This window comes from Niabella sp. CPT15-335-S11, from assembly GCF_058792415.1.
Window position 1 is genome coordinate 1259332 of record NZ_JBYTEI010000001.1, and the last position, 26205, is coordinate 1285536.

Consider the following 26205-nt stretch of genomic DNA (forward strand, 5'->3'; position numbering starts at 1 on the left):
TCCGATGCCACTCCCAATTTAAACGGAAACTCGGATGGCGTTTGCGCCCGAATGCGGCACCTGCCGGCACTGGACCACGGGCAATTGTAAAGGATGGCCCACCAGATTTCCCGCCTGCATTTTTCGGATAATCCTGACCAGGGAACCGGTCCTGCAGCTATCCATTAAATAATCATTGGCTACATTTGCCTTTTGCAGCAAATGGAACAGGAAAAACTCCGACTCGACAAATACCTCTGGGCCATCAGGATGTTTAAAACAAGACGATTGGCTACGGATGCCTGTAACAGTAACAAGGTGAAATATGGTGATGAGCCGGCAAAGCCAGGTAAAAATGTACACTTGGGAGATATCTACGATATCCGAGCCGAAAGCCGGCGTTGGCGTATAAAAGTCACGGGGTTACTGCACAACCGGCTCAAGTATTCTGAGGCCATCAATTATTATACTGACCTGACTCCCCAGGATGAGATCGATCAGATCCAATACCAGCCATCCAGTTTCCATACCGGTAAAAGGCTGAGCAAAATCGGGAGACCTACAAAAAAAGACAGGAGGGATCTGAAGGATTTCCTGGAGTAGACAGAAGGGAGTTGTACGGTTAAAGTGAGATTTCATTACGGCCTGGTGCAGCCTGGAGCACAGTCTTCTACCAAAAAAATCGAGGAATATATTAAAATAATAGCAATCTGTAAACACCCAGATGCCATTGCGGGTTGGTCAGTGGTCAGCGCGACAGACCATGAAAACCTCGTTTTGTTGCCCCTCGCAGCGCCTGGATAAAGCGGGCTTTGCCACAAGGTTCTTATCTTCGTTCCATGCATATTGATATTGTATCCGTACTGCCCGAGTTGCTGAAAAGCCCCCTGGAACACAGCATCCTCAAAAGGGCGCAGGCAAAGGGGTTGCTGGAAGTGGATGTGCATGCACTGCGAAAATGGGCGGTTAATGAGTATGGACAGGTTGATGATTACCAGTACGGAGGCGGAGCCGGCATGGTGATGATGTGTGAACCTCTGGCAGCATCAATCCGGGAACTGGGAGAGAACAGGGTATTTGATGAAGTCATCTACCTTACACCGGACGGGGGGAAGCTGGATCAGAAAATGGCTAACACCCTTTCACTAAAAAAAAATATACTCATGATTTGCGGTCATTACAAAGGTATTGATGAACGGATCCGTCAGAAGTTTGTGACCAAAGAAGTTTCGATTGGCGACTATGTCCTGAGTGGAGGCGAACTGGCAGCGGCGGTATTGGTTGACGCGATAGGGCGACTGATACCCGGGGTTTTGAACGATGAGACCTCTGCACTCACCGATTCGTTTCAGGATAACCTTTTGGCGCCCCCAGTTTATACACGCCCGGTAGATTTTGAGGGAATGTTAGTTCCGGAGGTGCTTCTTAGCGGGGACCACCGGAAAATTGAGGACTGGCGATACGAGCAGTCCCTGCTGCGCACGCGCGAAAGAAGGCCCGGCTTGCTGGAATCCTGAAGGTACCATTTGAATGCACGGTTTAAATAAGGTTCGTCAAAAATCTATCTACTAATAAAATGGTAAAAACATTTTCGATCAGGGGACGTTTCGTCGATATACCTGGCAGGAACATTTATCCGGCAGAACTGCTGGTGGAAGATGGAAAAATAATTTCAATCACACCGGTCGAAACGCGATCGCAGGACGCCGCTGATGAATTTGGCGAAGGTTATATCCTCCCGGGTTTTGTGGATGCTCATGTGCATATTGAAAGCAGCATGCTGGTCCCCGCTGAATTTGCAAGGATGGCCGTCGTGCACGGCACAGTGGCAACTGTTAGCGACCCGCATGAAATCGCCAATGTCTGCGGTTTGAAAGGCGTCGAGTATATGATTGAGAATGGAAAGACGGTGCCTTTTAAATTTCATTTTGGCGCACCGAGTTGTGTACCTGCGACTATTTTCGAAACGGCAGGCGATGCGCTTGACAGCAGCCTGGTGGAAGGATTACTGCGGCATGAAGATATTTATTACCTCGCAGAGATGATGAACTTTCCGGGTGTCCTGAGTCGGGACCCGGAAGTGATGAAAAAAATTGAATCGGCTCACCGGCTGGGCAAGCCGGTAGACGGCCATGCGCCGGGACTCAGGGGGGAAGATGCCCGGAATTATATTCGTGCGGGTATTTCCACTGATCATGAATGCTTTACCAGGGAAGAGGCACTTGAGAAACTAGGCTATGGGATGAAGATCCTGATCCGCGAAGGGAGTGCTGCTAAAAATTTTGAGGAACTGGTGGGTCTGCTGCCCGAGCATTTTGAAAACATGATGTTTTGCAGTGATGACAAGCACCCCGACAGCCTGGAGGCAGGTCATATTAACCAACTTTGTGCGAGGGCGGTTGCCAAGGGAATAGACTGGTACAAAGTACTGCAGGCGGCCTGCATCAATCCTGTCGTTCATTATGGTATGAGGAATGGTCTGTTGCGTGCCGAGGACCCCGCAGATTTTATCATCGTTAAGGATCTGGTGGGTTTTGAAGTGATGAAAACCTATATTGATGGTTTACTCGTCGCAGAAAACGGCAAATCTTTAATAAATACACCGAATAGTGATATTATTAATAAATTTAACTCTCCGGCAAAAGAACCTGACGACTTTGCCGTTCCGGCATTTACCAGTGAGCCGCTACCTGTGATTGAGGCGCTGGACGGGCAGTTGATCACCCGCAGATTATTGCTGAAACCACTTATTAAAAATGGAAATTTTGTAAGCGACCCGGAAAGGGATCTTCTAAAGATTGTAGTGGTAAACCGATACCGGCAGGCGCCGGTGGCAAAAGCATTCATTAAAAACTTCGGTTTGAAGTTGGGCGCACTGGCGTCCTCAGTGGCTCATGACAGCCATAATATTGTAGCAGTTGGTGTTGATGATAAAAGTCTTTGTGATGCGGTGAACCTGGTTATCGGGGAAAGGGGTGGTATAGCGGCAGTCATACCGGGAAAAGAAATCGTTCTGCCTCTGCCGGTGGCGGGGCTGATGAGCGTTGAGGACGGTTACCGGGTATCTGAAGCCTATAAGGCACTGGATGTAATGGCTAAAAAAGATATGGGCAGTAGCCTGGGATCTCCCTTTATGACCCTTTCCTTTATGGCATTGCTGGTTATTCCGGAACTCAAACTCAGTGATCTGGGGTTGTTTGACGGTGCAAGGTTTCAGTTTGAGATTGGTTGGGATCCGGGAGCATCCCGTCCTGCGTGATGTGGGTTGCCGTTCATTTACCGTAAGAAACCGTTCATTCACCGATTATTGCCAGCGGTACACATCCCTACTGTTGTCTGCGCTTCCATATTAATCTATTTTTACATTAAAATTAAAAAGTGATGAGTGATCAGAACACCTATAGTACGGAATCCTACAATCAGCCGGAACGAAGCTATGAGCCGGAAGCTACTCCTGGGTTCAGGCGTCGGCATCCAAAAACGCATATCTGGCTGGGCCTCCTGCTGCTTGTGGTTGGAGGAAAAGTCCTGCTGAACAAAATGGGTTATGAATTGCCCGAATTTCTCTTTTCCTGGCAAATGTTCGTGATTGCGCTCGGTGTGATCATTGGTATCCGGAAGGATTTTCAGGGAGTGGGCTGGTTGATTATCGTTTTGATCGGAACGCTGTTCCTGATCGACGAGTTTGCGGTCGATGGAGGACTTCGAAAGTTCATCGTGCCTATAGTCCTGATAGGCACCGGGCTATTCTTTATTTTCAAGCCCCGCGGGCATTTTTCCGGTCGATGCATGCAAGGACCATCAGCCACTGAAAGCGAAACATTGTCACCGGGGGCATATTCCGCAGAAGACGTGTTGGATGTTACCTCTATTTTCGGAGGTATCAAAAAGAAGATATTTTCAAAAAATTTCCGCGGTGGTGAAATGGTGAATATTTTCGGGGGCAGCCAGATTGATCTGACACAGGCCGATCTGAATGGAACTGCCATCCTCGATGTCTCCATCCTCTTTGGGGGCGCCACATTGCTGGTTCCGGGTAACTGGAATGTTGTCTCTGATGCCGTTGCTATCCTGGGAGAAGTTAAAGATAAAAGGGTCGTGCAAAATTCTCCTGAAACATCGAGAAAAACCCTGTTGATTAAGGGCACCGTGATTTTTGGAGGGGTGGATGTAAAGAGTTTTTGATTATTTAATTCATGGGGTTAATCGTTCACTGGCGCGGTGCGGACAAACGATTTCCCCAAAAAAAGAAACATGCCTCCATCCCCCTTAGCAGCAAGAAAATTCCTTATTTCTCTAGGTGCCGGTTGGGTAGTACTCATGACGGGTCAGGTATATCTGTTGACAAGCCTGCATTTTTCGCTGGGGACTTCTGTTCTCGACAGCGTAATCAGTAATACGCTGCTGTTATTTGCCGCGCTGCTCATTCTGAATGTTTCTACCTATTACCTGCCCTCATCCTTTCAATACCTGGGTGTAATTGGTTCCTGCCTGGTGCTATCTGCACTCTGGCTTTTCATTACAGATCGTACCCTGGTCATTGTCTTTAGCGATTCGCAAACCTATCTCTCTTTCCTGGAGAATTCTTTGCTCGTGCGTTATGGTTTTGCTTTCCTTGTACTGAGCGTAGTGACATTTGCCGGGATCGTGTGGAATAATTGGGTGGAGCGACAGAAAACTGAACAGCGAAAAGAAGATGTTGAGAAATTGTCCAGGGACGCAGAGCTGTATAATCTGCGTCAGCAACTGCAGCCCCATTTTCTTTTCAACAGCCTCAATTCCATCAATGCGCTAATCGGAATTAATCCCCAGCAGGCGAGAAAAATGATCCAGCAACTTTCCGACTTTCTCCGGGGCACCCTAAAGAAGGAGGAGACACAGACGGCCACACTGGAAGAAGAGATCTGCCATTTAAATCTATACCTGGAAATTGAAAAGGTACGCTTTGGCAACCGCCTCGTTACCGAGATTCAGATCCAGGACGAAGCCCGGCAGAAAATGCTACCGGCTTTATTGCTGCAACCCATCGTGGAAAATGCTATCAAGTTTGGATTATATGACACAACGGGGGAGACCCTTATCAAAATAGTATGTTTTATGGAAGGGAAAGAACTGATTATCGAAGTCAGCAATCCACATGATCCTGAGACCTCCATTCCAATAAGAGGGACAGGATTTGGGCTTTCCTCTATCCAGCGAAGATTATTTCTGCTTTATGCGAGAAACGATCTACTCCTGACGGAAAGTGGTCCGGAGATTTTTAAAACGATTGTAAAAATACCCCAACATATATGATTAAAGTAATTATTATAGACGATGAATTCCTCGCCAGATCCATGGTGAAGGAATTTATGCAAAAACATCCGCAGTTGCAATTGGTGGCCGAGTGTGAGGATGGCTTTCAAGGCCTGAAAGCAATTCAGGAACAAAACCCCGATCTGATAATTTTAGACATCCAAATGCCAAAGATCAGTGGATTCGAAATGCTTGAACTGCTGGATCAGCCGCCAGCCGTCATTTTCGCAACCGCGTTTGACGAGTACGCGATCAGGGCTTTTGATGCGCATGCGATCGACTATCTACTGAAGCCATTTGACCAGGAGCGGTTCGACCGGGCAATCGAAAAATTTATGGCGCAGACAAAAGGAAACCAAGCCGCGACAAGGGAACTGTTAAATGACGCCAGTCTCCCTGGTGTTAATAACAGGATCGTTGTGAAAAACGGTTCCAAGATAAAGATCATCCCGGTGCAGGAAGTGCTGTACTTAGAGGCAGCCGATGATTTTGTAAAGGTGTTTACTAAAGATGGTTATTACCTCAAGAACAAGACAATGTCTTTTTTTGAATCTTTTCTGTCTGCAGATATGTTTGTGCGCTGCCATCGCTCCTTTATTGTGAATGTCCAGGAAATAACGCGGATTGACCCCTATGAAAAAGATGGGCATATCGCCATCCTCAAAAGCGGGGCCAGGGTCAACGTAAGCAGGAACGGTTACGGGAAACTGAGGGGTGTGCTGGGATTGTGATTCCCGAATTAAAGTGATAGCGTAACGGGCACAAAGCGGCCTGTTCGTTCCGCCGTAGGTATTTTTTACTGTTTTAGTCGGGTATTTGGCTGCAACGAAAACGCTGGTGAAAAAACTGCAGCCGCGCGCTTACAAAGAATAAACAAATTTATTATATGTAATTTCTGTGGTTGAACACGAATCGACCTTCCTGTTATTCCGGTTTATCCCATTCATATCCGATATCGTTTCGGTAATACATTTCGTCAAAACGAATATTTTTTAATGCGTTTCGCGATTTGGCTGCTGCCTCAGGAATTGAGCTCCCAAATGCTGTTGCACAAAGAACGCGGCCGCCATTGGTGACCAGCTGTCCTTCATGAAACTTTGTTCCGGCTTGAAAAAGAATGGTATCAGGATGCGCATCGGCTGATGCTGAGATGGAGATCTTATATCCTTTTTCAAAACTGCCGGGATATCCCCCGCTCACGGCTACGGTTGTTACAGCCGCACGGGCGTCAGTTTCGATGTTGATATCGGCGAGACGATGCTGAGCAGCCGCCAGGCAAAGATCTGCCAGGTTGTTCTTCAGCCGGGGCATAACTACTTCCGATTCCGGATCGCCCATGCGGCAATTGTATTCAATGACGAAAGGTTCGCCGCCAACTTTGATCAGACCAAAAAATATAAAACCGGTGTAGTCTATGTTTTCCCGGTGTAATCCGGCTACGGTTGGCCGGATGATCCTTTCTTCAACTATCTTCATGAATGCGTCTGAAGCAAATGGGACGGGGCTGACAGCACCCATACCCCCCGTGTTCAGGCCGGTATCTTTTTCTCCGATCCGTTTATAATCCTTGGCTTCCGGCAGCAAAACATATTCCTGTCCGTCGGTGAGAATGAAAACGCTCAGCTCAATGCCGTCCAGGAAAGCTTCCACAACCACTTTTTTGCCCGCATCCCCAAACTTTGCCTCCTGGATCATCTGTCCGAACACCTCCACCGCTTCTTCGGCGCTATGGCAAATGACCACTCCCTTTCCCGCAGCTAATCCATCGGCTTTCAACACAACAGGCAGGCTGTGCTGCTGGAGATATTCCACGCCTTCCTCAAAATTATCGATCGTGAATTCCCTGAAAGCGGCGGTAGGAATCCCGTGCCTTTGCATAAAACTTTTGGCAAAAGCCTTGCTGCCCTCCAGTTGGGCGCCGTATTCGGAAGGGCCGATGAAATGAATATGTCGCAGATGTTCCTGGTTTCTGAAGTAATCCCGGGCTCCTTTGACCAACGGCTCTTCCGGTCCGGCAATCACCATTTCGATCTTTTGTTCCAGGCAAAACCTGCCGATGGAAGCAAAGTCGGTGACAGGCAGGTCAATGTTGGTCCCACACAGGGCAGTCCCCGGGTTTCCGGGGGCCGAGAAAATTTCATCCCTTCCCTGGGAGCGCTGTTGTATATTCCAGGCCAGGGCATGCTCGCGACCACCGCCGCCCAATATCAAAATCTTCATAGTTCTGTCTTAAGTTAATCTCGGGGTTTAAATTCAAAAAATGAACGTCTGTGTCTGGTCGCAACTGTAGTGCTGACCCTGCATTCGACCGAAGCAGTTTTGCCGCAGCGATCATTTTCCGGGGCGGAAGATAGCCAAAAATGAAAACTTGAATAATGAATAATTTTGTTTTATTTTGGCAGGAATTTTTAAAAACCATTAACGATGACCGATACGACCGCCGTTCCCGTGCAAAAGGGTCACCCCCGCGGACTCTACTTGCTTTTTTTCACTGAAATGTGGGAGCGTTTCAGTTATTATGGAATGAGGGCTATTTTCATCCTTTTTCTGACCAAGGCTTTGCTGTTTAGTGATAAAGACGGTTCCAACATCTATGGAAGCTACACCGGGCTTGTTTATCTGACCCCCCTGCTGGGAGGATATCTCTGTGACAGGTTCCTGGGCAACCGCAGAAGTATCCTGACGGGAGGGATACTGATGGCTATTGGCCAGTTTCTGATGTTTTTATGCGCCAGCGTCCTGCATAATCCGGGATTATCCACCACGCTCATGTGGGCGGGACTGACTTCACTGATTATCGGGAATGGCTTCTTTAAACCCAATATTTCCACGATGGTGGGTCAATTGTATCCGAAAAGTGACCACCGTGTGGACAGCGCTTTCACAATTTTCTATATGGGGATCAACCTTGGCGCCTTTTTTTCTCCCCTGATATGTGGTGGTTTAGGTGATACTGGTAACGTGATCGATTTCAAATGGGGCTTCCTGGCCGCTTGTATTGGAATGATCATCAGTATTATTTCTTTTGAAATATTTAAAAACAAATACCTGCACAATGCGGAGGGAAAGCCCGTGGGTATGCCCGTGAAAAAATTGGATATTAAGAGTTTGGGTATGACCCTGGGAGCGGTCGTACTGATCTTTTTCCTGCTAGGTTTCAAGACTTTTTTCCACAGCGATGCCGAGGTGGTTAGCTACCTGATTTTTGGGGCCATGGTGATTGTCCCTGCCGTTATTATTACCGATAAATCCCTTACGCGTGAAGAAAAATCCAGAATATGGGTGATTTTCATCCTGGTCTTCTTTGTGATCTTTTTCTGGAGTGCTTTTGAACAGGCGGGGGCTTCGCTTACTTTGTTTGCCGATAAGCAGACTGAACGTCATATAGGCGCCTGGGAAATGCCGGCAAGCTGGTTTCAGTCTATAAATCCTTTGGCAATTATTGCTCTGGCTCCTATATTTTCTTATTTCTGGGGATTTCTTAATAAAAGAAATATGGAGCCTTCCTCCCCGTTAAAAATGGCCTGGGGCCTGGTCCTGCTGTGCCTGGGTTATGTGGTGATCGCTTTCGCGGTGAGGGGCGCCGACACTACTTCCAAAGTAGCCATGTGGTGGCTGTTTGGCCTGTATGTTTTGCATACAATGGGTGAACTCTGTTTGTCGCCCATAGGCTTATCAATGGTATCCAAGCTGGCTCCGGTACGGTTCGCCTCCCTGCTGATGGGTACCTGGTTCCTTGCCAATGCAGCAGCCAATAAGCTGGCGGGGACGCTGAGTGCCTTAATTCCCACCGAAAAACCGGGGAATCTCCTTGGCATACAAATCACGACCCTGTATGACTTCTTCATGGTATTTATTGTCATGAGTGGCACCGCGGCCATCATTCTTTTCCTGCTGAGCAACGTGCTGAAAAAAATGATGTACGGGATTAAATAAGGTTTGTTATTTATGGAAGGACCGTTCCCAAAGAGGAGCGGTTTTTCTTTAACACGGATTATTACAATATCTTCTGTCTAAAAACTTTGTTATGTGGAAAAAGCATCCTAAGGCCTTGCCATACCTGTTTTTCAGCGAAATGTGGGAACGATTTGGGTTTTACCTGATCCTGGGTATTTTTACTTTCTACCTCAAGGATGCCGTTACCGGTTTCGGTATGGATGAAAAAGAATCGGCCAGCCTGTATGGTACCTTTATAGCGCTGATTTATTTCACGCCTTTTTTGGGGGGATTGATCGCTGACCGCATCCTTGGATACCGGAAATCGATTATCATGGGCGGGTTACTGATGGGTGTTGGTTACTGCCTCATGAGCGTTCACTCGATTAGTATGTTGTATACGGCCATGACCCTGATCATCCTGGGAAATGGTTTCTTCAAGCCTAATATTTCAACCTTGCTGGGCAATGTTTACACGATGCCCCAATACCAGGACAAAAAGGATGAGGGATACAATATCTTTTACATGGGGATCAACATCGGTGCCTTCGTCTGTAATTTTTTCGGAGCGGCTTTATACACGATGATCGGCTGGGGAGCTGCTTTTATCGCAGCAGGTATCGGTATGTTTATCGGTGTGATCATTTTCCTGACGGGCACCAGGCATTACCGCGACTTTGATGTACGCAAGCCTATGAAACCGGGTGATCTTTCACTCGGCAGAATCATTGCCATCGTAATCCTGCCCTGTATTTTGTTTGGCGTGATCGGGTATTTTATCGGGGGGACAGAGGGTTATATATTTGACAGTAAAAGTACAGATGCGTTCATTTTTGCCTGTTTCCCGGTCCTGGTTTTTTTCATCTCTCTGTGGATCCGGAGCCCCCGGGACGAAAAGCCACAGCTTTCTGCCCTGCTTTCCATATTTGCTGTGGTTATTTTATTCTGGGCTATTTTCAAACAAAACGGATCCGCCCTGAATACCTGGGCAAGCCGCTATACGGAACGGCATGTGGATGGGGTGAGCGGCCAGGTATTATCCACGCTAAAGCAAACAGAAACCCTGCATTATACCCGGGATTCGATGGTGTTGCTGGACGACCAGTTCAGAAAGATCAAAGAAAATGGCCGGGAGGTAAAGGGGATAGATTATCCTCCCTACTTTAAAAATATGGACCAGAGCAAAACTCCCCTGCGTAACGGGGACACCGTGAAAGCCTGGGTGCCCTCTTTAAGCCAGTCTATCAACCCGTTTTGGGTTATTCTGCTGACGCCGCTGTTAGTAGCCTTTTTCACCTGGCTCAGGAGGAAGGGCAGGGAACCGAGTACAGCTACCAAGATCGCTTTTGGGTTACTGATTTCGGCCCTTTCGGTACTGGTCATGGTATGGGCTGTGAGAGCCGGCCACAACGGCGCCCAGAAAGTGAGTGTAGGTTGGCTGGTTGCAAGCTATGGGGTGATCACCATTGGAGAATTATTCCTGAGCCCGATGGGATTGTCGCTGGTCTCTAAACTTAGCCCTCCGCGGATCACCGCGCTGATGATGGGTGGATGGTTTCTGTCAACCTCTATCGGGAACAAACTTAGCGGTATTTTGTCCAGTAAGTGGGATCAGTACGATGACAAGAGTCATTATTTCTGGCTTAATTTTATCCTGCTTTTTGCAGCTGCAGCTTTTATGTTCCTCATCCTTCGCTGGCTGAACCGGATCATGAAGAATAAGGGCGTACATTAAACCCGAGCTTTTACCAGAGCATTTTTTCGGACCGCCCCTGTTGAAATCACTTTGCCGGTTGTTAGCCCAGGGTGTAGTAGCTTGTAATGCCCCGAGCAGGGACGCTGGGGGAAAGTCTGGTCGCGCATTACATCCTTTCGGGTGATTGCAACTTCCCGCTCAAATAACTTCCCGCCTTTTGTTTAGAGGCGTTTCGCAGGCCCCCCGCTACTTTCTGTTAAGTAACCCGGATATTGATTCATAATCAGGTTGATAAATAAATTAGCATTATTTTGCTAATTTATTTAGTTTTTTGGTTTAATTTAGCCCTGGAATGGATACCGTTACCATGGCAGACGCAGCATTTAACACCCAATTATTTCAACAACTGCAGGATAATATTTTGCAATGGCAGGGAATGCATGCGCCTCTGGATGAATCGTGCCCCGATATGGGTTTGGGGATGATGGGTGCCTCTTTTCCACACAGCGTATTCCCCGTTAGCGCGGTGCATGAGTTTGTCAGTCAGTCCAGGCAGGAAGCGGCTGCGGCCCTGGGTTTTATGGCTGGTTTACTGCGTATTCTTATGCGCAGGGGCCCCTGTCTGTGGGTTAGTGCGCATCGGATGGTATTTCCCCCGGGTTTAAAGGCTTTTGGTCTTTCTCCCGACCAGGTCATTTTTGTTCATGCGATCAATAATAGGGATGCGCTTTGGGCTATTGAAGAAGGGTTGAAAAATGAAGCGCTTTCAGCCGTGGTGGGAGAGGTACAGGATCTGGCTTTTACTGCATCCAGGCGCTTTCAGCTTGCTGTGGAGAAAAGCCGGGTAACAGGATTTATACAACGAAGGTTGAAGGGGGCAGGGGGGACGACAGCCTGTGTTTCCCGCTGGAGGATCAGGCCGCTTGCCAGTCTGACTGAAGAAAACATGCCTGGTGTGGGGTTCCCTCATTGGAAAGTGGAGCTGCTGAAGATCCGGAATGGCAGACCAGGTAGCTGGCAGGTACAATGGACGGGAAAGGGATTCCGGGTAGCTGAGGATAAAGAGGCCAGCATACCGGTGATGATAAAAAAAGTTGTGTAGAATGAGCAGGTATCTATCTATATGGTTTCCCAGCCTGGTAACAGAAAGGGCTATAAAGCTCCGGCCACAATTAGGACTAGTTCCGTTTGTGGTGGCCATGGCAGACAGGGGGCGTTTGCTGATAAAAGCCACGGGGCCGGTTGCCTGGCAAAAAGGAATCCGGCCGGGCATGGTAGTGGCAGATGCCCGTGCCATACTTCCGGGCCTGAAGGTGTTCCGGGACAGGCCCGGTGTTGAGGAGAAGCTGTTACGGGCGTTGGCAGAATGGTGTTTCCGTTTCACACCCACCGTTGCCATCGATCTTCCCGATGGACTGATCTTAGATATTAGCGGGTGCCCGCATCTTTGGGGTGGCGAACAGAAGTATAGGAACGATATCATAAACCGGCTCCATGTAATAGGATATACCGTACGGGTTGCCATTGCCGATACGATTGGCGCTGCCTGGGCAGTAGCCAGATATGGCCAGGGAGACCCTGTCATTAAACCCGGCCATCAAAAAGAAGCCCTGTTGTCCCTGCCACCGGCGGCCTTACGCCTGAATGCTGAGATCCTGGAACGAATGCGCCAGTTGGGTTTTCATACTATAGCGGGGTTTATCGATATGCCGGGATCTGTATTACGCCGCCGTTTTGGACAGGAACTGATAAACAGGATAGATCAGGCGCTGGGCCTGGCTATTGAACTGCCGGAACCGGTACAACCCGCTCCTGTTTTCCGGGAAAGCCTGCCCTGCCTGGAGCCTGTTAAAACCCGCAATGGGATTGAGTTCGCCCTGAAAACCCTTTTGGATGTGCTTTCTAAACATTTACTCCGGGAAACAAAAGGGCTGCGAACGGCCTTGCTTACCTGTTACCGGTTAGACGGCGGGGTTCAGCAGGTGGGAATCGGCACCAACAGACCTGTCAGGGATGTGTTGCACCTGTTAAAATTGTTTGAGCAAAAACTGGATATGATCAGGCCCGGGTTGGGCATTGAACAGTTTGTATTAGAGGCCCCGGAAGTGGAAGATCTGTCCGTCCGCCAGGAGTCGCTCTGGACCGCTCTGGGTGGCGGTAGTGAGCGCGAAGAGCTTGCGAATCTCCTGGATCGCATTACAGGCAGGATTGGCGAAAAAGCCATCAGCCGCTATTTACCAGCAGCGCGTTATTGGCCAGAACGATCCGTGCAGCCCGCCGGTTCCGTATTTGAAAAGGTGGATAGGGTTTGGCCGGATGACAGGCCACGACCTGTTTACCTGCTTCCCAACCCGGAGCGGGTTAATGTAATGGCCCCCATTCCGGATTATCCTCCCAAGCTCTTTGTGTACAAAGGGAAAGTCCATCATATCAAAAAGGCAGACGGTCCGGAGCGTATCGAACGCGAGTGGTGGATGGATCCGGGCCTGGTCCGGGACTATTATATAGCCGAAGATGAAGATGGAGCAAGATATTGGCTGTTCCGCTCGGGATATTATGATCAGCACAAACCGGAATGGTTTTTACATGGCTTTTTTGCTTAATTTGTTATGGAACAACCGCAATACACAGAATTACAGGTTACCAGTAACTTTAGTTTTCTCCGGGGGGGATCACACCCTGAAGAGATTATAGACCGCGCAGTATCCCTGGGCTACCGGGCAATAGCGATAACAGATCGTAATACCCTGGCAGGAATTGTGCGTGCACATGCTGCCACCAGGGGCCGGGATATCAGGCTGATCCCCGCCTGCCGCCTGGATCTGCTGGATGGTCCGGATCTGCTGACTTACCCTACCGACAGCGCTGCTTACAGCCGGCTTTCTGCATTGCTGACCATCGGCAACCTGCGTACGGAAAAAGGAAAATGCGATCTGTATAAGGCGGATGTATATCAGCAAGCGGAAGGCATGAAGTTTATTATTGTTCCCCCTGCAGAACTGAACAGCCAGTTTGATTTTGAAAAGGACTTCAAAGATGGGGTGTGGGAGTATAAGCAAATACTGGGCGATCGTCTTTACCTCGGCGCTGTTTTTACCTATCAGGGAAATGACCATAAAAAATTGTTCCGTTTGTCCCGCTTGTCGGAGACCTGCCAGGTTCCCCTGGTGGCGCTCAATGATGTGCATTATCATGGTCCGGACAGGCGGGAACTTCAGGATATTCTTACCTGTATAAGAGAAAAGTGTACCATTCATACTGCCGGATTCAGGCTGTGCCAGCATGCAGAACGTTATCTGAAGCCGGAAAAGGAGATGTTACGGTTATTTCGACAGTATCCGGATGCCATTGTCCGAACCAGGGAGATCGCTGATGCCTGCCGTTTTTCTTTGGATGAATTGAAGTATATCTATCCGCAGGAGCTGACCGGTGAGGGCCGTACTCCACAGGAGGAACTGGTCCTGCTGACCTGGAAAGGGGCAAAAGAACGGTTTGGAGACACTATCCCGGAGAAAATAAAAAAGACCATTCAGGATGAGCTGACCTTTATTGCCCAGAAGGATTATGCTTCCTATTTTTTGACGGTTTATGACTTTGTCAGCTTTGCAAGAAGGGAAGGCATTCTCTGCCAGGGGCGCGGATCCGCGGCAAATTCAGTGGTATGCTATTGCCTGGGGATCACTTCAGTAAATCCTGAAAAAATTTCTCTGCTGTTTGCCCGGTTTATGTCGGAAGCGCGGGATGAACCACCCGATATTGATGTGGATTTTGAACACGAGCGGCGGGAGGAAGTGATGCAATATATTTATAAGAAGTATGGGCGCGATCGTGCGGGTATTGTAGCCACCGTAACGCAGGTTCATTGGAAGGGGGCGGTGAGAGATGTGGGAAAAGCGATGGGTCTGTCTGCCGATGCTATTGATCATATGGCAAAATCAGGCTATGAATTTGATGAGGAATGGCTCGCAGGATATAAGAAGTCTGCCGCGGGTTTTATTGCCAATGATCCGCACTTGCTTAAAACGCTTGAGCTTACGCGGCAGTATATCGGGTTTCCCAGGCAACTGGGACAGCATACCGGTGGGTTTGTTATCACGCAGAATAAGCTTTCGGATCTATGCCCGATCCTGAATGCCCGAATGGAAAACCGGACCAATATTGAATGGAACAAGGACGATGTAGAAACACTCGGGTTTATGAAAGTGGATGTGTTGGCGCTGGGTATGCTCACCTGTATCCGGAAAGCATTCGACCTGGCCCGGCAACATTATAGTTTGAACCTAACCCTTGCCAATATTCCTGAGGATGATCCGGAGGTTTATGAAATGATTGGTCGCGCGGATACGATTGGAGTGTTTCAGATTGAGAGCAGGGCGCAGATGTCCATGTTACCCAGGTTACGTCCCAAAGAATTTTATGACCTGGTGATTGAGGTGGCAATCGTAAGACCCGGTCCCATCCAGGGCGATATGGTTCATCCCTACCTTCGTCGGCGAACGGGAAAGGAAAAGGCGGTGTACCCTTCAAAAGAATTACAGGATATTTTAGGCCGTACGCTAGGTGTGCCGTTGTTTCAGGAGCAGGCCATGGAAATAGCTATTGTTGCCGCGGGCTTCACGCCAACAGAGGCAGATGGTCTGCGCCGCAGCATGGCAACATTTAAGGCGCATGGTCAGGTAAGTAAGTGGCGGGCCAAACTGGTAGATGGTATGGTTGCCAGGGGGTATGAGAAAGAATTTGCGGAACGCGTCTTCCGGCAATTAGAAGGGTTCGGGTCCTACGGTTTCCCCGAGAGTCATGCGGCAAGCTTTGCATTACTGGTATACGCTTCATCCTGGCTTAAATGTCATTATCCCGATGTATTTGCCGCGGCGCTGCTGAATAGCATGCCTCTGGGATTTTATCAGCCCGCGCAGATAATTATCGATGCCCGGCGGCATGGTGTGGAGGTGAGGCCGGTGGATGTGAACTACTCGCAGTGGGACAATATCCTGGAAACGAAAAAAGGGAAATATTACGTTATCCGGTTAGGGTTCCGGCAGGTTAAAGGTCTGGCGGAAACAGAAATGGAAGTATTGGTTCAACAAAGAAAGCAGCCTTATACCGGTATCCACCGGGTACATGATGCCGGTGTATCGCAGTCTGCCCTGGAACGCTTAGCTAACGCAGATGCTTTCGGGTCTTTGGGGCTGGACAGGCGGCAGGCATTATGGGAAGTCATGGCACTTGCTGATAAACCCGAGGGTATTTTTCAGGGACAACCATCAGAGAGCAAACAGGAACCTGAAGTGTCATTGCCTCAGTTAAACCTTGCAGAACAGGTGCTGCAGGATTACAGCAGTACAGCATTGTCGCTGAAAGCTCATCCGCTCAGTTTTGCCAGGCAGCAGTTGTCGGGGCGAAGCGTTCTTACAGCCAAAGCGCTGGAAGGGTTGCAGGATGGGGTATTTGTTAAAGTAGCGGGGCTGGTATTGGTGAGGCAGCGTCCGGGCACGGCTACCGGGGTTTGTTTTATTACGCTGGAAGATGAAACGGGTGTTGTTAACCTGGTTGTATTCAGGGCTGTATTTGAGAAATACCGGAAGGAAATTTTACAGGCCAGGTTGCTCGGCGTATCCGGGAAGCTGCAGCGTGAAGCAGGCGTGACTCACGTAATTGTAAGGCATTGCTATAATATGAACCAGGTATTGTTAACTATGGCGTTCCCTAAAAACACTGCTCCTCTGCAGGAAGTCACAGCTCCCGCTGATGATATTTCAGCCGGTGACAGTAAAAAGAAAACGGCGAAAAAGTTGGTACAGGGAGAGTTGTTCCCTTCAAGAAATTTCAGGTAAATCAAAGGCGCCCGGATACTGGTCAGGACTTGTTGTATCAATAAGCATGATCCAAACCGGTAATTTCAAAAATCGTCGGCCTGCGGTCTGCTGTAAGAATTGAAGACAACGATCTGCGTCCGTCAATTTGATTTACCGGCTTTGATCGTAAGGCCAAAATGGCTTTTCAGGCCGAGTGTATTAGCCGACAAAGTGTCGATCACCCAATCGTTACCGCTGCTGATCATGTTGGTGCCGCCGCCGGTACGGCGAAAAGTCAGGGTATCGCTATGTAATCTGAAAACAGCTTCCTCTGTGATGCCGGCCATTTCAAATTTCATGGTACTGTCTTTGAAAATCAAACTCCCTTCCCTGGGTTGATCTCCCCAAAGTACGATGTTCCATTCTCCCTGCAGTAGTTTCTGCCTGTTGTCGCCGGAGGTGCAGGCGCCTAAAACTCCGGTCACCAATACAATCATTAAGGCAATATATAATTTCTTTTGCATAGGTTGCAAAGATAATTGAAAGGGATAATATCTACTTAATGCGCTTCAAGCCAATTTTCTCCAACGCCGCATTCTGCGACAACCGGCACACCCGAAGGCAGGGGAAGTGCGTTCTCCATATTTTCCAGGATCAGGGGTTTGAGTTCGTCAACTTCATCTTTCCAAGCATCAAACACCAATTCATCATGTACCTGGAGGATCATGCGGCTGCGCATTTTTTCTTTTTTCATGGCAGTATGAACCTTTTGCATCGCCAGCTTGATCATGTCGGCGGCTGTCCCCTGGATGGGAGAATTGATCGCATTGCGTTCTGCAAATCCCCGAACGGTGAAATTTGCTGAATTGATATCTCTCAACCATCTTTTCCTTCCCATGAGGGTTTGCACAAATCCATGCTCTCTTGCAAAATTGATGGTATTATCCATGTAAGACTGGATACCTTTGAACTCCTTTTTATAATTATCAATAATCTCTTTGGCTTCGGTTCTTGAAATGCCCAGGTTATCGGCCAGTCCGAAAGCACCCTGACCGTAGATAATACCGAAATTTACGCTTTTGCTTTTGTACCGCATTTCTTTGGTCACCTTGGAAGGATCTATTTTAAAGATCCGGGCAGCAGTGGCGGTGTGAATATCCTCGCCGGATTTAAATGCCTTAACCATATTTTCATCTCCACTGATAGCGGCTACAATGCGGAGTTCAATCTGAGAGTAATCCGCCGAAATTAGTACGCGATTTGAATCCCCGGGTATAAACGCCTTTCTGATCTCCCTGCCCCTGTCGGTACGGACGGGTATGTTCTGCAGGTTTGGGTTGTTGCTGGCCAACCTGCCGGTTACTGCAACAGCCTGGCCGTAGGTGGTGTGAACCCGGCCTGTTTTCGGATTTACAAGTTGGGGTAAAACGTCCACATAAGTTGAGTTCAATTTTGTCAGCTCCCGAAAAGTGATAATTTCCTCCGCGATAGCTAAGTCCCTGGCGGCGAGTTTCTGAAGAACGTCCTCGCCGGTTTGATACTGACCCGTTTTAGTTTTTTTGGCAGAAGGGTCAAGTTTCAGTTTGTCGAACAACACTTCGCCTAATTGTCTCGGGGATGCCAGGTTAAAGCGTACTCCCGCTAACGCGAAAACTTTTTCTTCTGCTTCGGCAGCATCTTTCTTCAGTTCCTTTGAGTAGGATTTTAGAAAAGCTTCATCAATTTTTACGCCCACAAATTCCATATCTGTAAGCACCTTTACCAAAGGTGCTTCTACTTCTGTGAAGACCCTTTCGACTTCTTTCCCCTTCAGCATAGGGACAAACACATTTCGGAGTTGCAGCGTAATGTCTGCGTCTTCAGCGGCGTATTCGGTGATCTGGTCCAGGGCCACATCCCGCATATTTCCCTGGTTCTTTCCCTTCTTGCCAATCAGCTCTTCGATATGGACAGGTTCATATCCCAGATATTTTTCGCTGAGTTGATCCATACCTCGTTTCCCATCGGGTTCTATAACATAATGTGCCAGCATCGTATCAAAAATATTTCCCCTGAGTTCATAGCCGAGCCATTTTAGTACGAGCATATCATATTTCAAATTCTGCCCCACCCAGGTTTTCTTTGGGTCTTCAAAAAGCGGTCTGAAAAGATCAAGTATTTTTTTTGTTGCGGACTGATCCGCGGGACAGGGCACAAACCAGGCATGGCCGGGAATCACAGAAAAGCTCATCCCCACCAGTTCAGCCATGCTGGCATCAAGACTGGTGGTCTCGGTATCAAAACAAATATCACCATATGTTGATAATTCCTTTATCAGATCTTTGATGTCTTTATCTCCGCTGACCGGAGTGTATTCATGCGGCACATCATTTATATTCTTTAGGGTGGTAAGAGTTTTTTCTTCCCCATCCGACTCCGGGAAATTTTCTTCCGTTTCTTCATCCTGCGTATCTCCGTCGCCGGTAATATTGCCAAACAAGTCTATTTGTACACCTTTCGGTGTTTTCAACGCTTTTGATTTTTCTGCAGAAGTAGCGGTACTCTGTGCCGCTTCCTTTGGCAGCGCATCCGGTTCCTCGTTCAGCAATCTCTTTGCCAGGGTCCTGAATTCGAGTTCTGCGAATACTTCTTTCAGTGCTTCCTTATTCCATTCCTTCAGTCTGAAATCTTCTTCATGAAATTCCACGGGGACATCGATAATGATCGTAGCCAGGCTTTTAGAAAGAATGGCCATGTCCTTTCCCTCCTGAACTTTTTTTCCAATGGCGCCTTTTATGTTATCTGCGTTCGCGACTACGTTTTCCAGCGTGCCATATGCCGCCAGGAGTTTGGCCGCCGTTTTTTCACCGACGCCAGCAATACCCGGAATATTATCTACTGCATCACCCATCAAACCGAGTACATCAATAACCTGCGATACGTTTTGGATGTTCCATTTAGCGCAGACTTCTTCCGGCCCCAGGATCTCGGGATCGCCACCCTGATAACCTGGTTTGTAGATCTTAATATTTTCGCTGACCAATTGCCCGTAGTCTTTGTCTGAGGTTACCATAAACACCTTGTATCCTTCTGCCTCGGCCTTTTTGCTCAGTGTGCCAATAATATCATCGGCTTCAAAGCCGTCTGCCTCAATGACCGGGATATTAAAACCTTCGATGATTCTTTTTATATCTGGCACTGCAATCAGAATGTCTTCAGGAGTTTCCTGGCGGTTCGCTTTGTAATCGGCATAACTGATGTGTCTTTCCGTTAGTTCATGGGTATCAAAACAAACGGCCATATGAGAAGGTTTCTGTTTCGTCATCAGTTCCACCAGCGTGTTGGTGAAGCCGAACTGGGCATTGGTGTTTTTATTTTTGCTGGTGATTCTGGGGCTGCGGATCAGGGCGTAATAGGCCCTGAAAACGAGGGCATAGGCGTCTAACAAAAACAGTTTTTTCTCCATAGGCGCTAAGATAGTTATTTGGGGGTATAGATAAATGTGAAAAAGCCGCCAGGCTCTTGCCATCGACCCCAACCATCAGTAGGCGAAAGGAAACCTGAACCGGGCTTTGTCGAAAAATAAATGATTTTACCTGAAACTAAAGTTTCAAACGCTTTAGGCAACATTTCAGACAATTGTATTACAGACAGTTGGACAAGAAATCGTAACTTGGCGCGACAGGCAGTTTTTTTGGATAATTGAATGCTACGTTTTCGTCTAAGACGAAAACAGCTAAACTTAAGAGCTAGATTTCATAATGGGAATTTTTACAAGGAAGAAAGCCGCTTTAATGGATTTGTCAGTCCTAAAGGCTGATATGCACTCTCACCTGCTTCCGGGTCTGGATGACGGATCCCCGGATATGGAAGCTACATTACGACTTATAACCGGTCTTCGGAAACTGGGATTTAAGAAACTGATCACCACACCGCATATTTTCTGGGATTTTTATAAAAACACGCCGGACATCATTCAAAAAAAGCTCGGGGAAGTGCAGGAGGCGCTCCTGAAAACCGGTCTGGATGTGGAGTTGTCTGCAGCCGCGGAATATTTCCTGGATGAACATCTGGCTGAGCTCCTCAGCCAAAGAGCGAAGTTACTCAGTTTCTCGGGGAACAAAGTATTGGTGGAATTCTCTACCATGCACGTGTCACTGGCTATGAGGGAAATGCTTTTCGAAATGCAGCTTGCTGGTTACCAGCCTGTGTTAGCGCACCCCGAGCGCTATTTGTACCTGAACGGCGCCAGGGAGATTTTTCATGAACTAAGGGAGAATGGCTGCATGCTGCAACTAAATATCCTCTCACTTACCGGTATTTACGGTAAAACGGTCCGTGACCTGGCCAATTACCTGATTGAAAAAGACCTGTACAGCTTTATGGGTACAGATTTGCATCACCAGGGTCACCTGGAACGACTGAAAAGGATTTGGATTACCCCCGAATTGGAAATCCTGCTCAACAGTGGCAGTTTACTGAACAATACCCTGTAGGAATGGCAGACGCCACGTAACGGTAAAGTTTTTGTTATTATTTATTTAAACTATTGGAAAGACAAAGTTTAAACATTAATTTAGAGGTTCCCAAATCAACAAACAAAATGGCAGTCAAAGAATTTAAAAATTTATTGATCGATAATGCTGATTTCCTCAAACCCTTTGCGGTAAACCTGACCAAGAATCCCGAAAGCGCCAAAGACCTCTATCAGGAGACGTTGTTCAGGGCGCTGGCAAATCATGAAAAGTATCGTAACGGAACAAATATAAAAGCATGGTTGTTCACGATCATGCGTAATATCTTTATTAATGATTATCGCCGGAATGCCAAAAGAAGAACAGTCTTCGACAGCACCCCGGAAGATTACCTGATCAATCTGAAGCAGGTGTCTATTTCTAACCAGGCCGATAGTAACCTTCGGGAAAAGGAAATTCTGAAAGCCATTGAAGATCTACCTGAGACATTTCGCACTCCTTTTAAATTGTATTTTGAAGGGTATAAATACCAGGAGATTTCGGACTATCTGGATGAACCATTGGGTACGATCAAAAGCCGTATTCACTTTGCCAGAAAGTTGCTGAAAGAACAGATACGCCGGTATTGATTCAGGACTAAATTGTGGGAGTGCCCCCAGTACAAGGCAGACTTTGAGCATGGGGCGTTTCTAAAGCGATATTTCGTTTTAGCGGTTGAATTAAGCCGTGTTTTTCTTAAAGTTTATATAAAATCACTTCCGGTTTTTTTTCAGGCGCGGGGGTTTTTCAATGAGTATCACTGGCCGGGTTTGAAGTGGGTGGATCGATCACGCCTTGCCCTATAAGACGAATCCCCGTCCTATTTCCGGACAGGGATTTATCAATTTGGTGTCATCCTGCAACAACCGGTTGGTTCGGCAAGTAATTCGGAGTATTAATTCGAATTCCCTATTTTCCTATCGGAGTTACAAGATGACAAAGATCTTTATTGGCAGCAGTTACAGGCTAATGTTTGCCTGTCATTAATTTTCGGAGGTTGATCAGGCCATAGCGCATTCTGCCAAGCGCAGTGTTGATGCTGCATCCGGTGAGTTCGGCAATTTCTTTAAAACTCAGGTTACCGAAATGTCTCAGAATAATTACTTCACGCTGTTCCATGGGTAATTGCTCAAGCATGTCTTTGGCTTTCCCTATATTTTGAACAGAAATGATTTTTTCTTCAACGTTTTGGTCTGCACAGTTGATATTATCCAATGCTTCATGATCCACGCTGCTTTTTGCAAAAGGGATCCGTTTTAGTTTCCTGAAGTAGTCAACACTCAGGTTATGGGCAATACGCATGGCCCAGGGCAGGAACTTTCCCTCCTCCTTGTATTTACCGCTCTTGAGTGTTTCTATGATTTTGATAAAGACTTCCTGAGAAATATCCTCAGCGTGATATTTGTCTTTAACTATAAATAAAATTGCATTGAAAAGTTTGTCTTTATATCTGTCTAAAAGTAAATCTAAAGCAGAGTCATGGCCATTCGCAAACAAACTAATTAATTCATTGTCACTTTTCTTTAAATAAGTTATCATCTTCCGTCAGATTTTATTCCGGTGACAAAAAGTATCGCCGCGAGGTTAAGATTTCAAAACTATTAAAGGAAATAGCCTTTAAAACAAAATTCTGCCTTTTTGGAGGTCAGAACGGATGCGAAAATAGGAATTTTCGGGTCTTTGTTCCAATTTGTAGCCCCGAAAACCGCTAAGTTTTGAAAAATTTATGTTAAAATTCATTAACAAATCTGTTAATTGCCTGGTTCCTAGACAATAATGAAATACCAAATTGAGTTGTCACTGGCGCCATATTTTTAGTGAGCTTGTCACTGACCGTATAAGAATCGTTGCCTGCCAGACGCTATTCTTTCCGTTTCAACTCAAACTCAATATCAAAACTCGATTTGAAAGAATTGCCTTAATTCTTGTTTTATTCAGGATTATTTCGTATATTGAGGGGTTGTCTTTCTCGAACCCGCCAGGTTGCCCCCGGGGTTAAATTTGGTTAGCGGGGAATGAATATTCCTGCATAAGTTTGTAGGCTATAGCAGGAAATTGAGTTCCTAACCTGTAGGGGTAAGTTCAACACTGCGCGCACTATAATAAATTCTATTCTTGTGGCTGTTAAAACGATGGATGAGATTCTGGTCAAAGGGGCCAGGGTTCATAACCTTAAAAATATTACTGTAAGCTTCCCGCGGAACAAGCTGATTGTTGTTACTGGTGTTTCGGGTTCTGGAAAATCATCCCTGACCATTGACACGCTGTACGCGGAGGGTCAACGCCGGTATGCAGAAAGTCTGAGCGCCTATGCCCGCCAATTTCTGAACCGGATGAACAAACCCGATGTAGATAATATCAAGGGGCTGAGCCCGGCGATTGCCATCGAACAAAAAGTCATAACACGCACCCCGCGAAGTACCGTAGGCACTATGACGGAGATTTATGACTACCTGCGTCTTTTGTATGCGAGAGTGGGAGACACCATCTCGCCGGTATCGGGAAATATGGTAAAAAAAGATGATGTTCAGGACGTCATTCAAGCGATCAGAGGGTTTCCCGCGGGCGACAGGATCTATATCCTTGTGAAGTTTAAACAACAGCCCAACCGGAACTACCGGGAAGAGCTCAATATACTGATGCAAAAAGGTTTTTCGCGCCTGGCCACGCTTTCTGAAAACGCCATAGATGATATCCGCATCGATCGGATAGAGGATCTGTTGGAGAAGGACAATAACGAGCTGGAAGGACCTTCAGGAAAGGCCCGGACAAAAAAGACGGAGGATGTTTATGTCCTGGTTGACAGGATTGTAGCAAAAGATCTGGACGAGGATGATGAGCACCGGCTCGGGGACTCGATTGGCACCGCTTTTTACGAAGGTGAAGGAGATGTTTTTCTTTGGCAGGAAAGCGGACAGACAGAAACTCCAAAAAAAAATGGATCAGGCAAAAGAAAATCCGCTTTAATATCCCCCGGCAAATTGCATCGTTTCAACAATAGGTTCGAACTTGACGGAATAGTATTCGAGGAACCACAACCCAATCTTTTTTCTTTTAATAACCCACTCGGCGCGTGCCCTGTCTGCGAGGGATTCAGTCTGGTATTAGGCATTGATGAGGACCTGGTGATACCTGACAAAAACCTGAGCGTTTATGAAGGGGCAGTTGCTCCCTGGAAAGGAGAGAAATTAGGCCGGTGGAAAGACCGCTTCGTACGTTACGCCGCTGATTACGATTTTCCGGTTCATAAGCCTGTATCCGAACTGACCAAAGCACAGTACGCGCTGCTCTGGAAAGGGAAGGGACTGCTGCCGGGTATCGATGAGTTTTTCAGGGAAGTGGAACAAAATCTTTACAAAGTTCAATACAGGGTATTACTCAGCCGCTACCGTGGCCGTACGAAGTGTCCGGCATGCAATGGTCACAGGCTGCGAAAGGAGTCACTGTATGTGCAGGTTGGCGGCAGGAATATTGGGGAGCTCACTGAGATGCCGGCCAAAGACCTGAAACAGTGGTTTGGTAAACTCAAACTGAATGCCCACAAGAAAGAAGTAGCCAAAAGAATATTGCTGGAAATAAATAACAGGTTGGATACGCTGTTGAAGACCGGCCTCGGTTATCTTACCCTCGGCCGGGTAGCCAATACACTAAGCGGGGGCGAGAGCCAGCGGATTCAATTAACGCGAAGCCTGGGCAGCAACCTGACGAACTCCCTGTACATCCTGGACGAGCCGTCCATTGGCCTGCATTCCAGGGATACGCAGAATCTTATCAAAGTGCTTAAAGAGTTGCGCGACCTGGGAAATACAGTGATTGTGGTGGAACATGATGAGATGATGATGCGCGAGGCCGATCATATTATCGACATGGGCCCCCTGGCCTCTCACCTGGGGGGAGAAGTAGTGGCAGTCGGCGATTACCAGGATCTTATGTATAATCCTTTAAGTCTAACTGGAAAGTACCTGAGCGGTGAACTTAAGATTGAGAAACCAAAAATACTTCGTAAATGGAATCGATCTATTAAAGTAGAAGGCGCCCGCCAAAACAATCTGAAGGATATAGATGTAGAGTTCCCGCTGAATGTACTGTGCGTAGTCAGTGGAGTGAGCGGGAGCGGGAAGACCACACTTGTCAGGCAGATCCTTTACCAGGGTCTGCAGCGTATAAAGGGCGGTCCGGTCGCCGGCGATAAAGCCGGGCTTCATAAATCTATCTCCGGTGATCTTCAAAGCATACACCAGGTGGAAATGGTGGATCAGAACCCGATCGGGAAATCATCGAGGAGCAATCCGGTGACTTATATCAAGGTATACGATGAGATCCGGGATCTTTTCGCGAGGCAACCCCTTAGCAAAATGCGGGGATTTTTACCTAAGCATTTTTCGTTTAATGTAGATGGTGGGCGCTGCGACACCTGCAAAGGCGAGGGGGAACAGGTGGTGGAAATGCAGTTTCTCGCTGATGTACACCTGGTGTGTGAAAGTTGTGGCGGAAAGCGATTCAAAGACGAAGTGCTGGAGGTGCAAATTCAGGGAAAGAGTATTCATGATGTACTGAACATGAGCGTGGATGAGGCTATCAGCTTTTTTGCCGGTCAGCCGGGCTCTATTGACAGCGCGCTTCAGCCCTTGTCGGACGTAGGGTTGGGGTATGTCAAGCTGGGGCAATCTTCAGCCACACTTTCCGGTGGCGAAGCTCAAAGGGTAAAGCTGGCGTCATTCCTGGGTAAAAGCAGGAACAGCAACAAGATCCTTTTCATTTTTGATGAACCTACGACTGGTCTGCACTTTCACGATATCAAGAAATTGCTGGCTTCCTTTAACGCACTGATTGAGCAGGGTCACTCCATCCTGGTCATTGAACACAACCTGGACGTAATTAAGAGTGCTGACTGGCTGATTGAGCTCGGTCCTGAAGCCGGAGAGGGTGGTGGCGAGCTGGTGTTCGCCGGCCGGCCCGAAGATATCAAAAAAGTAAAGCGTAGTTATACGGGGAAATATTTATGATGCCC

The 26205-nt window shown here is 47.6% G+C and carries 18 protein-coding genes; 14 read left to right on the forward strand and 4 right to left on the reverse strand.

Annotated features, from left to right (window positions below; translation table 11 throughout):
• Nucleotides 1-201: 201 nt before the first annotated feature.
• From AC3WS5_RS05025 to AC3WS5_RS05050, 6 genes are all read left to right on the forward strand, one after another.
• Nucleotides 202-582, forward strand: coding sequence for an RNA-binding S4 domain-containing protein (locus AC3WS5_RS05025; RefSeq protein ID WP_492466160.1), 381 nt, complete (start codon nt 202-204; stop codon nt 580-582).
• Between the two features lie 236 nt (nt 583-818).
• On the forward strand, nt 819-1496 hold the full coding sequence (gene trmD / locus AC3WS5_RS05030) for a tRNA (guanosine(37)-N1)-methyltransferase TrmD (RefSeq protein WP_492466161.1): 678 nt from the start codon (nt 819-821) through the stop codon (nt 1494-1496).
• 59 nt (nt 1497-1555) lie between these two features.
• The gene (ade, locus tag AC3WS5_RS05035; RefSeq protein ID WP_492466162.1) at nt 1556-3238 is read left to right on the forward strand and encodes an adenine deaminase; all 1683 of its coding nucleotides are present in this window, start codon (nt 1556-1558) and stop codon (nt 3236-3238) included.
• 122 nt (nt 3239-3360) lie between these two features.
• Nucleotides 3361-4164 carry a LiaF transmembrane domain-containing protein gene (locus AC3WS5_RS05040; RefSeq protein ID WP_492466163.1) on the forward strand — a complete coding sequence of 268 codons (804 nt, stop codon included), beginning with the start codon at nt 3361-3363 and terminating at the stop codon, nt 4162-4164.
• 69 nt (nt 4165-4233) lie between these two features.
• The gene (locus AC3WS5_RS05045) at nt 4234-5274 is read left to right on the forward strand and encodes a sensor histidine kinase (protein WP_492466164.1); all 1041 of its coding nucleotides are present in this window, start codon (nt 4234-4236) and stop codon (nt 5272-5274) included.
• Nucleotides 5271-6005, forward strand: a complete 735-nt coding sequence (locus AC3WS5_RS05050) for a LytR/AlgR family response regulator transcription factor (protein WP_492466165.1) — start codon at nt 5271-5273, stop codon at nt 6003-6005. The genes AC3WS5_RS05045 and AC3WS5_RS05050 overlap by 4 nt, the downstream gene beginning before the upstream one ends.
• 193 nt (nt 6006-6198) lie before the next feature.
• On the opposite strand, the gene purD is transcribed toward AC3WS5_RS05050, so the two are convergent.
• Nucleotides 6199-7494, reverse strand: a complete 1296-nt coding sequence (purD, locus tag AC3WS5_RS05055) for a phosphoribosylamine--glycine ligase (protein WP_492466166.1) — start codon at nt 7492-7494, stop codon at nt 6199-6201.
• A 204-nt stretch (nt 7495-7698) separates the two neighbouring features.
• Here purD and AC3WS5_RS05060 point away from each other — a divergent pair, with 204 nt between their 5' ends.
• The 5 genes from AC3WS5_RS05060 to AC3WS5_RS05080 all read left to right on the forward strand — a co-directional run bounded on the left by AC3WS5_RS05060 (nt 7699) and on the right by AC3WS5_RS05080 (nt 16740).
• Nucleotides 7699-9210, forward strand: coding sequence for a peptide MFS transporter (locus AC3WS5_RS05060; RefSeq protein ID WP_492466167.1), 1512 nt, complete (start codon nt 7699-7701; stop codon nt 9208-9210).
• A 91-nt stretch (nt 9211-9301) separates the two neighbouring features.
• Nucleotides 9302-10945 (forward strand): peptide MFS transporter, encoded by a 1644-nt coding sequence (locus AC3WS5_RS05065; RefSeq protein WP_492466168.1) that lies wholly within the window; start codon nt 9302-9304, stop codon nt 10943-10945.
• Between the two features lie 313 nt (nt 10946-11258).
• Nucleotides 11259-12008, forward strand: coding sequence for an ImuA family protein (locus AC3WS5_RS05070; protein ID WP_492466169.1), 750 nt, complete (start codon nt 11259-11261; stop codon nt 12006-12008).
• A 1-nt stretch (nt 12009) separates the two neighbouring features.
• Nucleotides 12010-13509: a Y-family DNA polymerase gene (locus AC3WS5_RS05075; protein WP_492466170.1), complete on the forward strand. Its 1500-nt coding sequence runs from the start codon at nt 12010-12012 to the stop codon at nt 13507-13509.
• A gap of 6 nt (nt 13510-13515) precedes the next feature.
• Nucleotides 13516-16740: an error-prone DNA polymerase gene (locus AC3WS5_RS05080; RefSeq protein WP_492466171.1), complete on the forward strand. Its 3225-nt coding sequence runs from the start codon at nt 13516-13518 to the stop codon at nt 16738-16740.
• A gap of 122 nt (nt 16741-16862) precedes the next feature.
• On the opposite strand, the gene AC3WS5_RS05085 is transcribed toward AC3WS5_RS05080, so the two are convergent.
• Together AC3WS5_RS05085 and polA are read right to left on the reverse strand one after the other, a co-directional pair.
• Nucleotides 16863-17225, reverse strand: coding sequence for a hypothetical protein (locus AC3WS5_RS05085; protein WP_492466172.1), 363 nt, complete (start codon nt 17223-17225; stop codon nt 16863-16865).
• Between the two features lie 35 nt (nt 17226-17260).
• Nucleotides 17261-20146, reverse strand: a complete 2886-nt coding sequence (polA, locus tag AC3WS5_RS05090) for a DNA polymerase I (protein ID WP_492466173.1) — start codon at nt 20144-20146, stop codon at nt 17261-17263.
• Between the two features lie 328 nt (nt 20147-20474).
• Between polA and AC3WS5_RS05095 the strand changes: the two genes are divergently transcribed.
• Together AC3WS5_RS05095 and AC3WS5_RS05100 are read left to right on the forward strand one after the other, a co-directional pair.
• Nucleotides 20475-21176, forward strand: coding sequence for a tyrosine-protein phosphatase (locus tag AC3WS5_RS05095; RefSeq protein ID WP_492466174.1), 702 nt, complete (start codon nt 20475-20477; stop codon nt 21174-21176).
• 107 nt (nt 21177-21283) lie between these two features.
• Complete coding sequence (locus AC3WS5_RS05100; protein WP_492466175.1) at nt 21284-21784, forward strand: RNA polymerase sigma factor; 501 nt, start codon at nt 21284-21286, stop codon at nt 21782-21784.
• 376 nt (nt 21785-22160) lie between these two features.
• Here the strand turns inward: AC3WS5_RS05100 and AC3WS5_RS05105 are convergent, their stop codons facing one another.
• Complete coding sequence (locus AC3WS5_RS05105) at nt 22161-22733, reverse strand: RNA polymerase sigma factor (protein WP_492466176.1); 573 nt, start codon at nt 22731-22733, stop codon at nt 22161-22163.
• Between the two features lie 593 nt (nt 22734-23326).
• On the opposite strand from AC3WS5_RS05105, the gene uvrA reads away from it, so the two are divergent.
• Nucleotides 23327-26200 carry an excinuclease ABC subunit UvrA gene (uvrA, locus tag AC3WS5_RS05110; protein ID WP_492466469.1) on the forward strand — a complete coding sequence of 958 codons (2874 nt, stop codon included), beginning with the start codon at nt 23327-23329 and terminating at the stop codon, nt 26198-26200.
• Nucleotides 26201-26205: the final 5 nt, after the last annotated feature.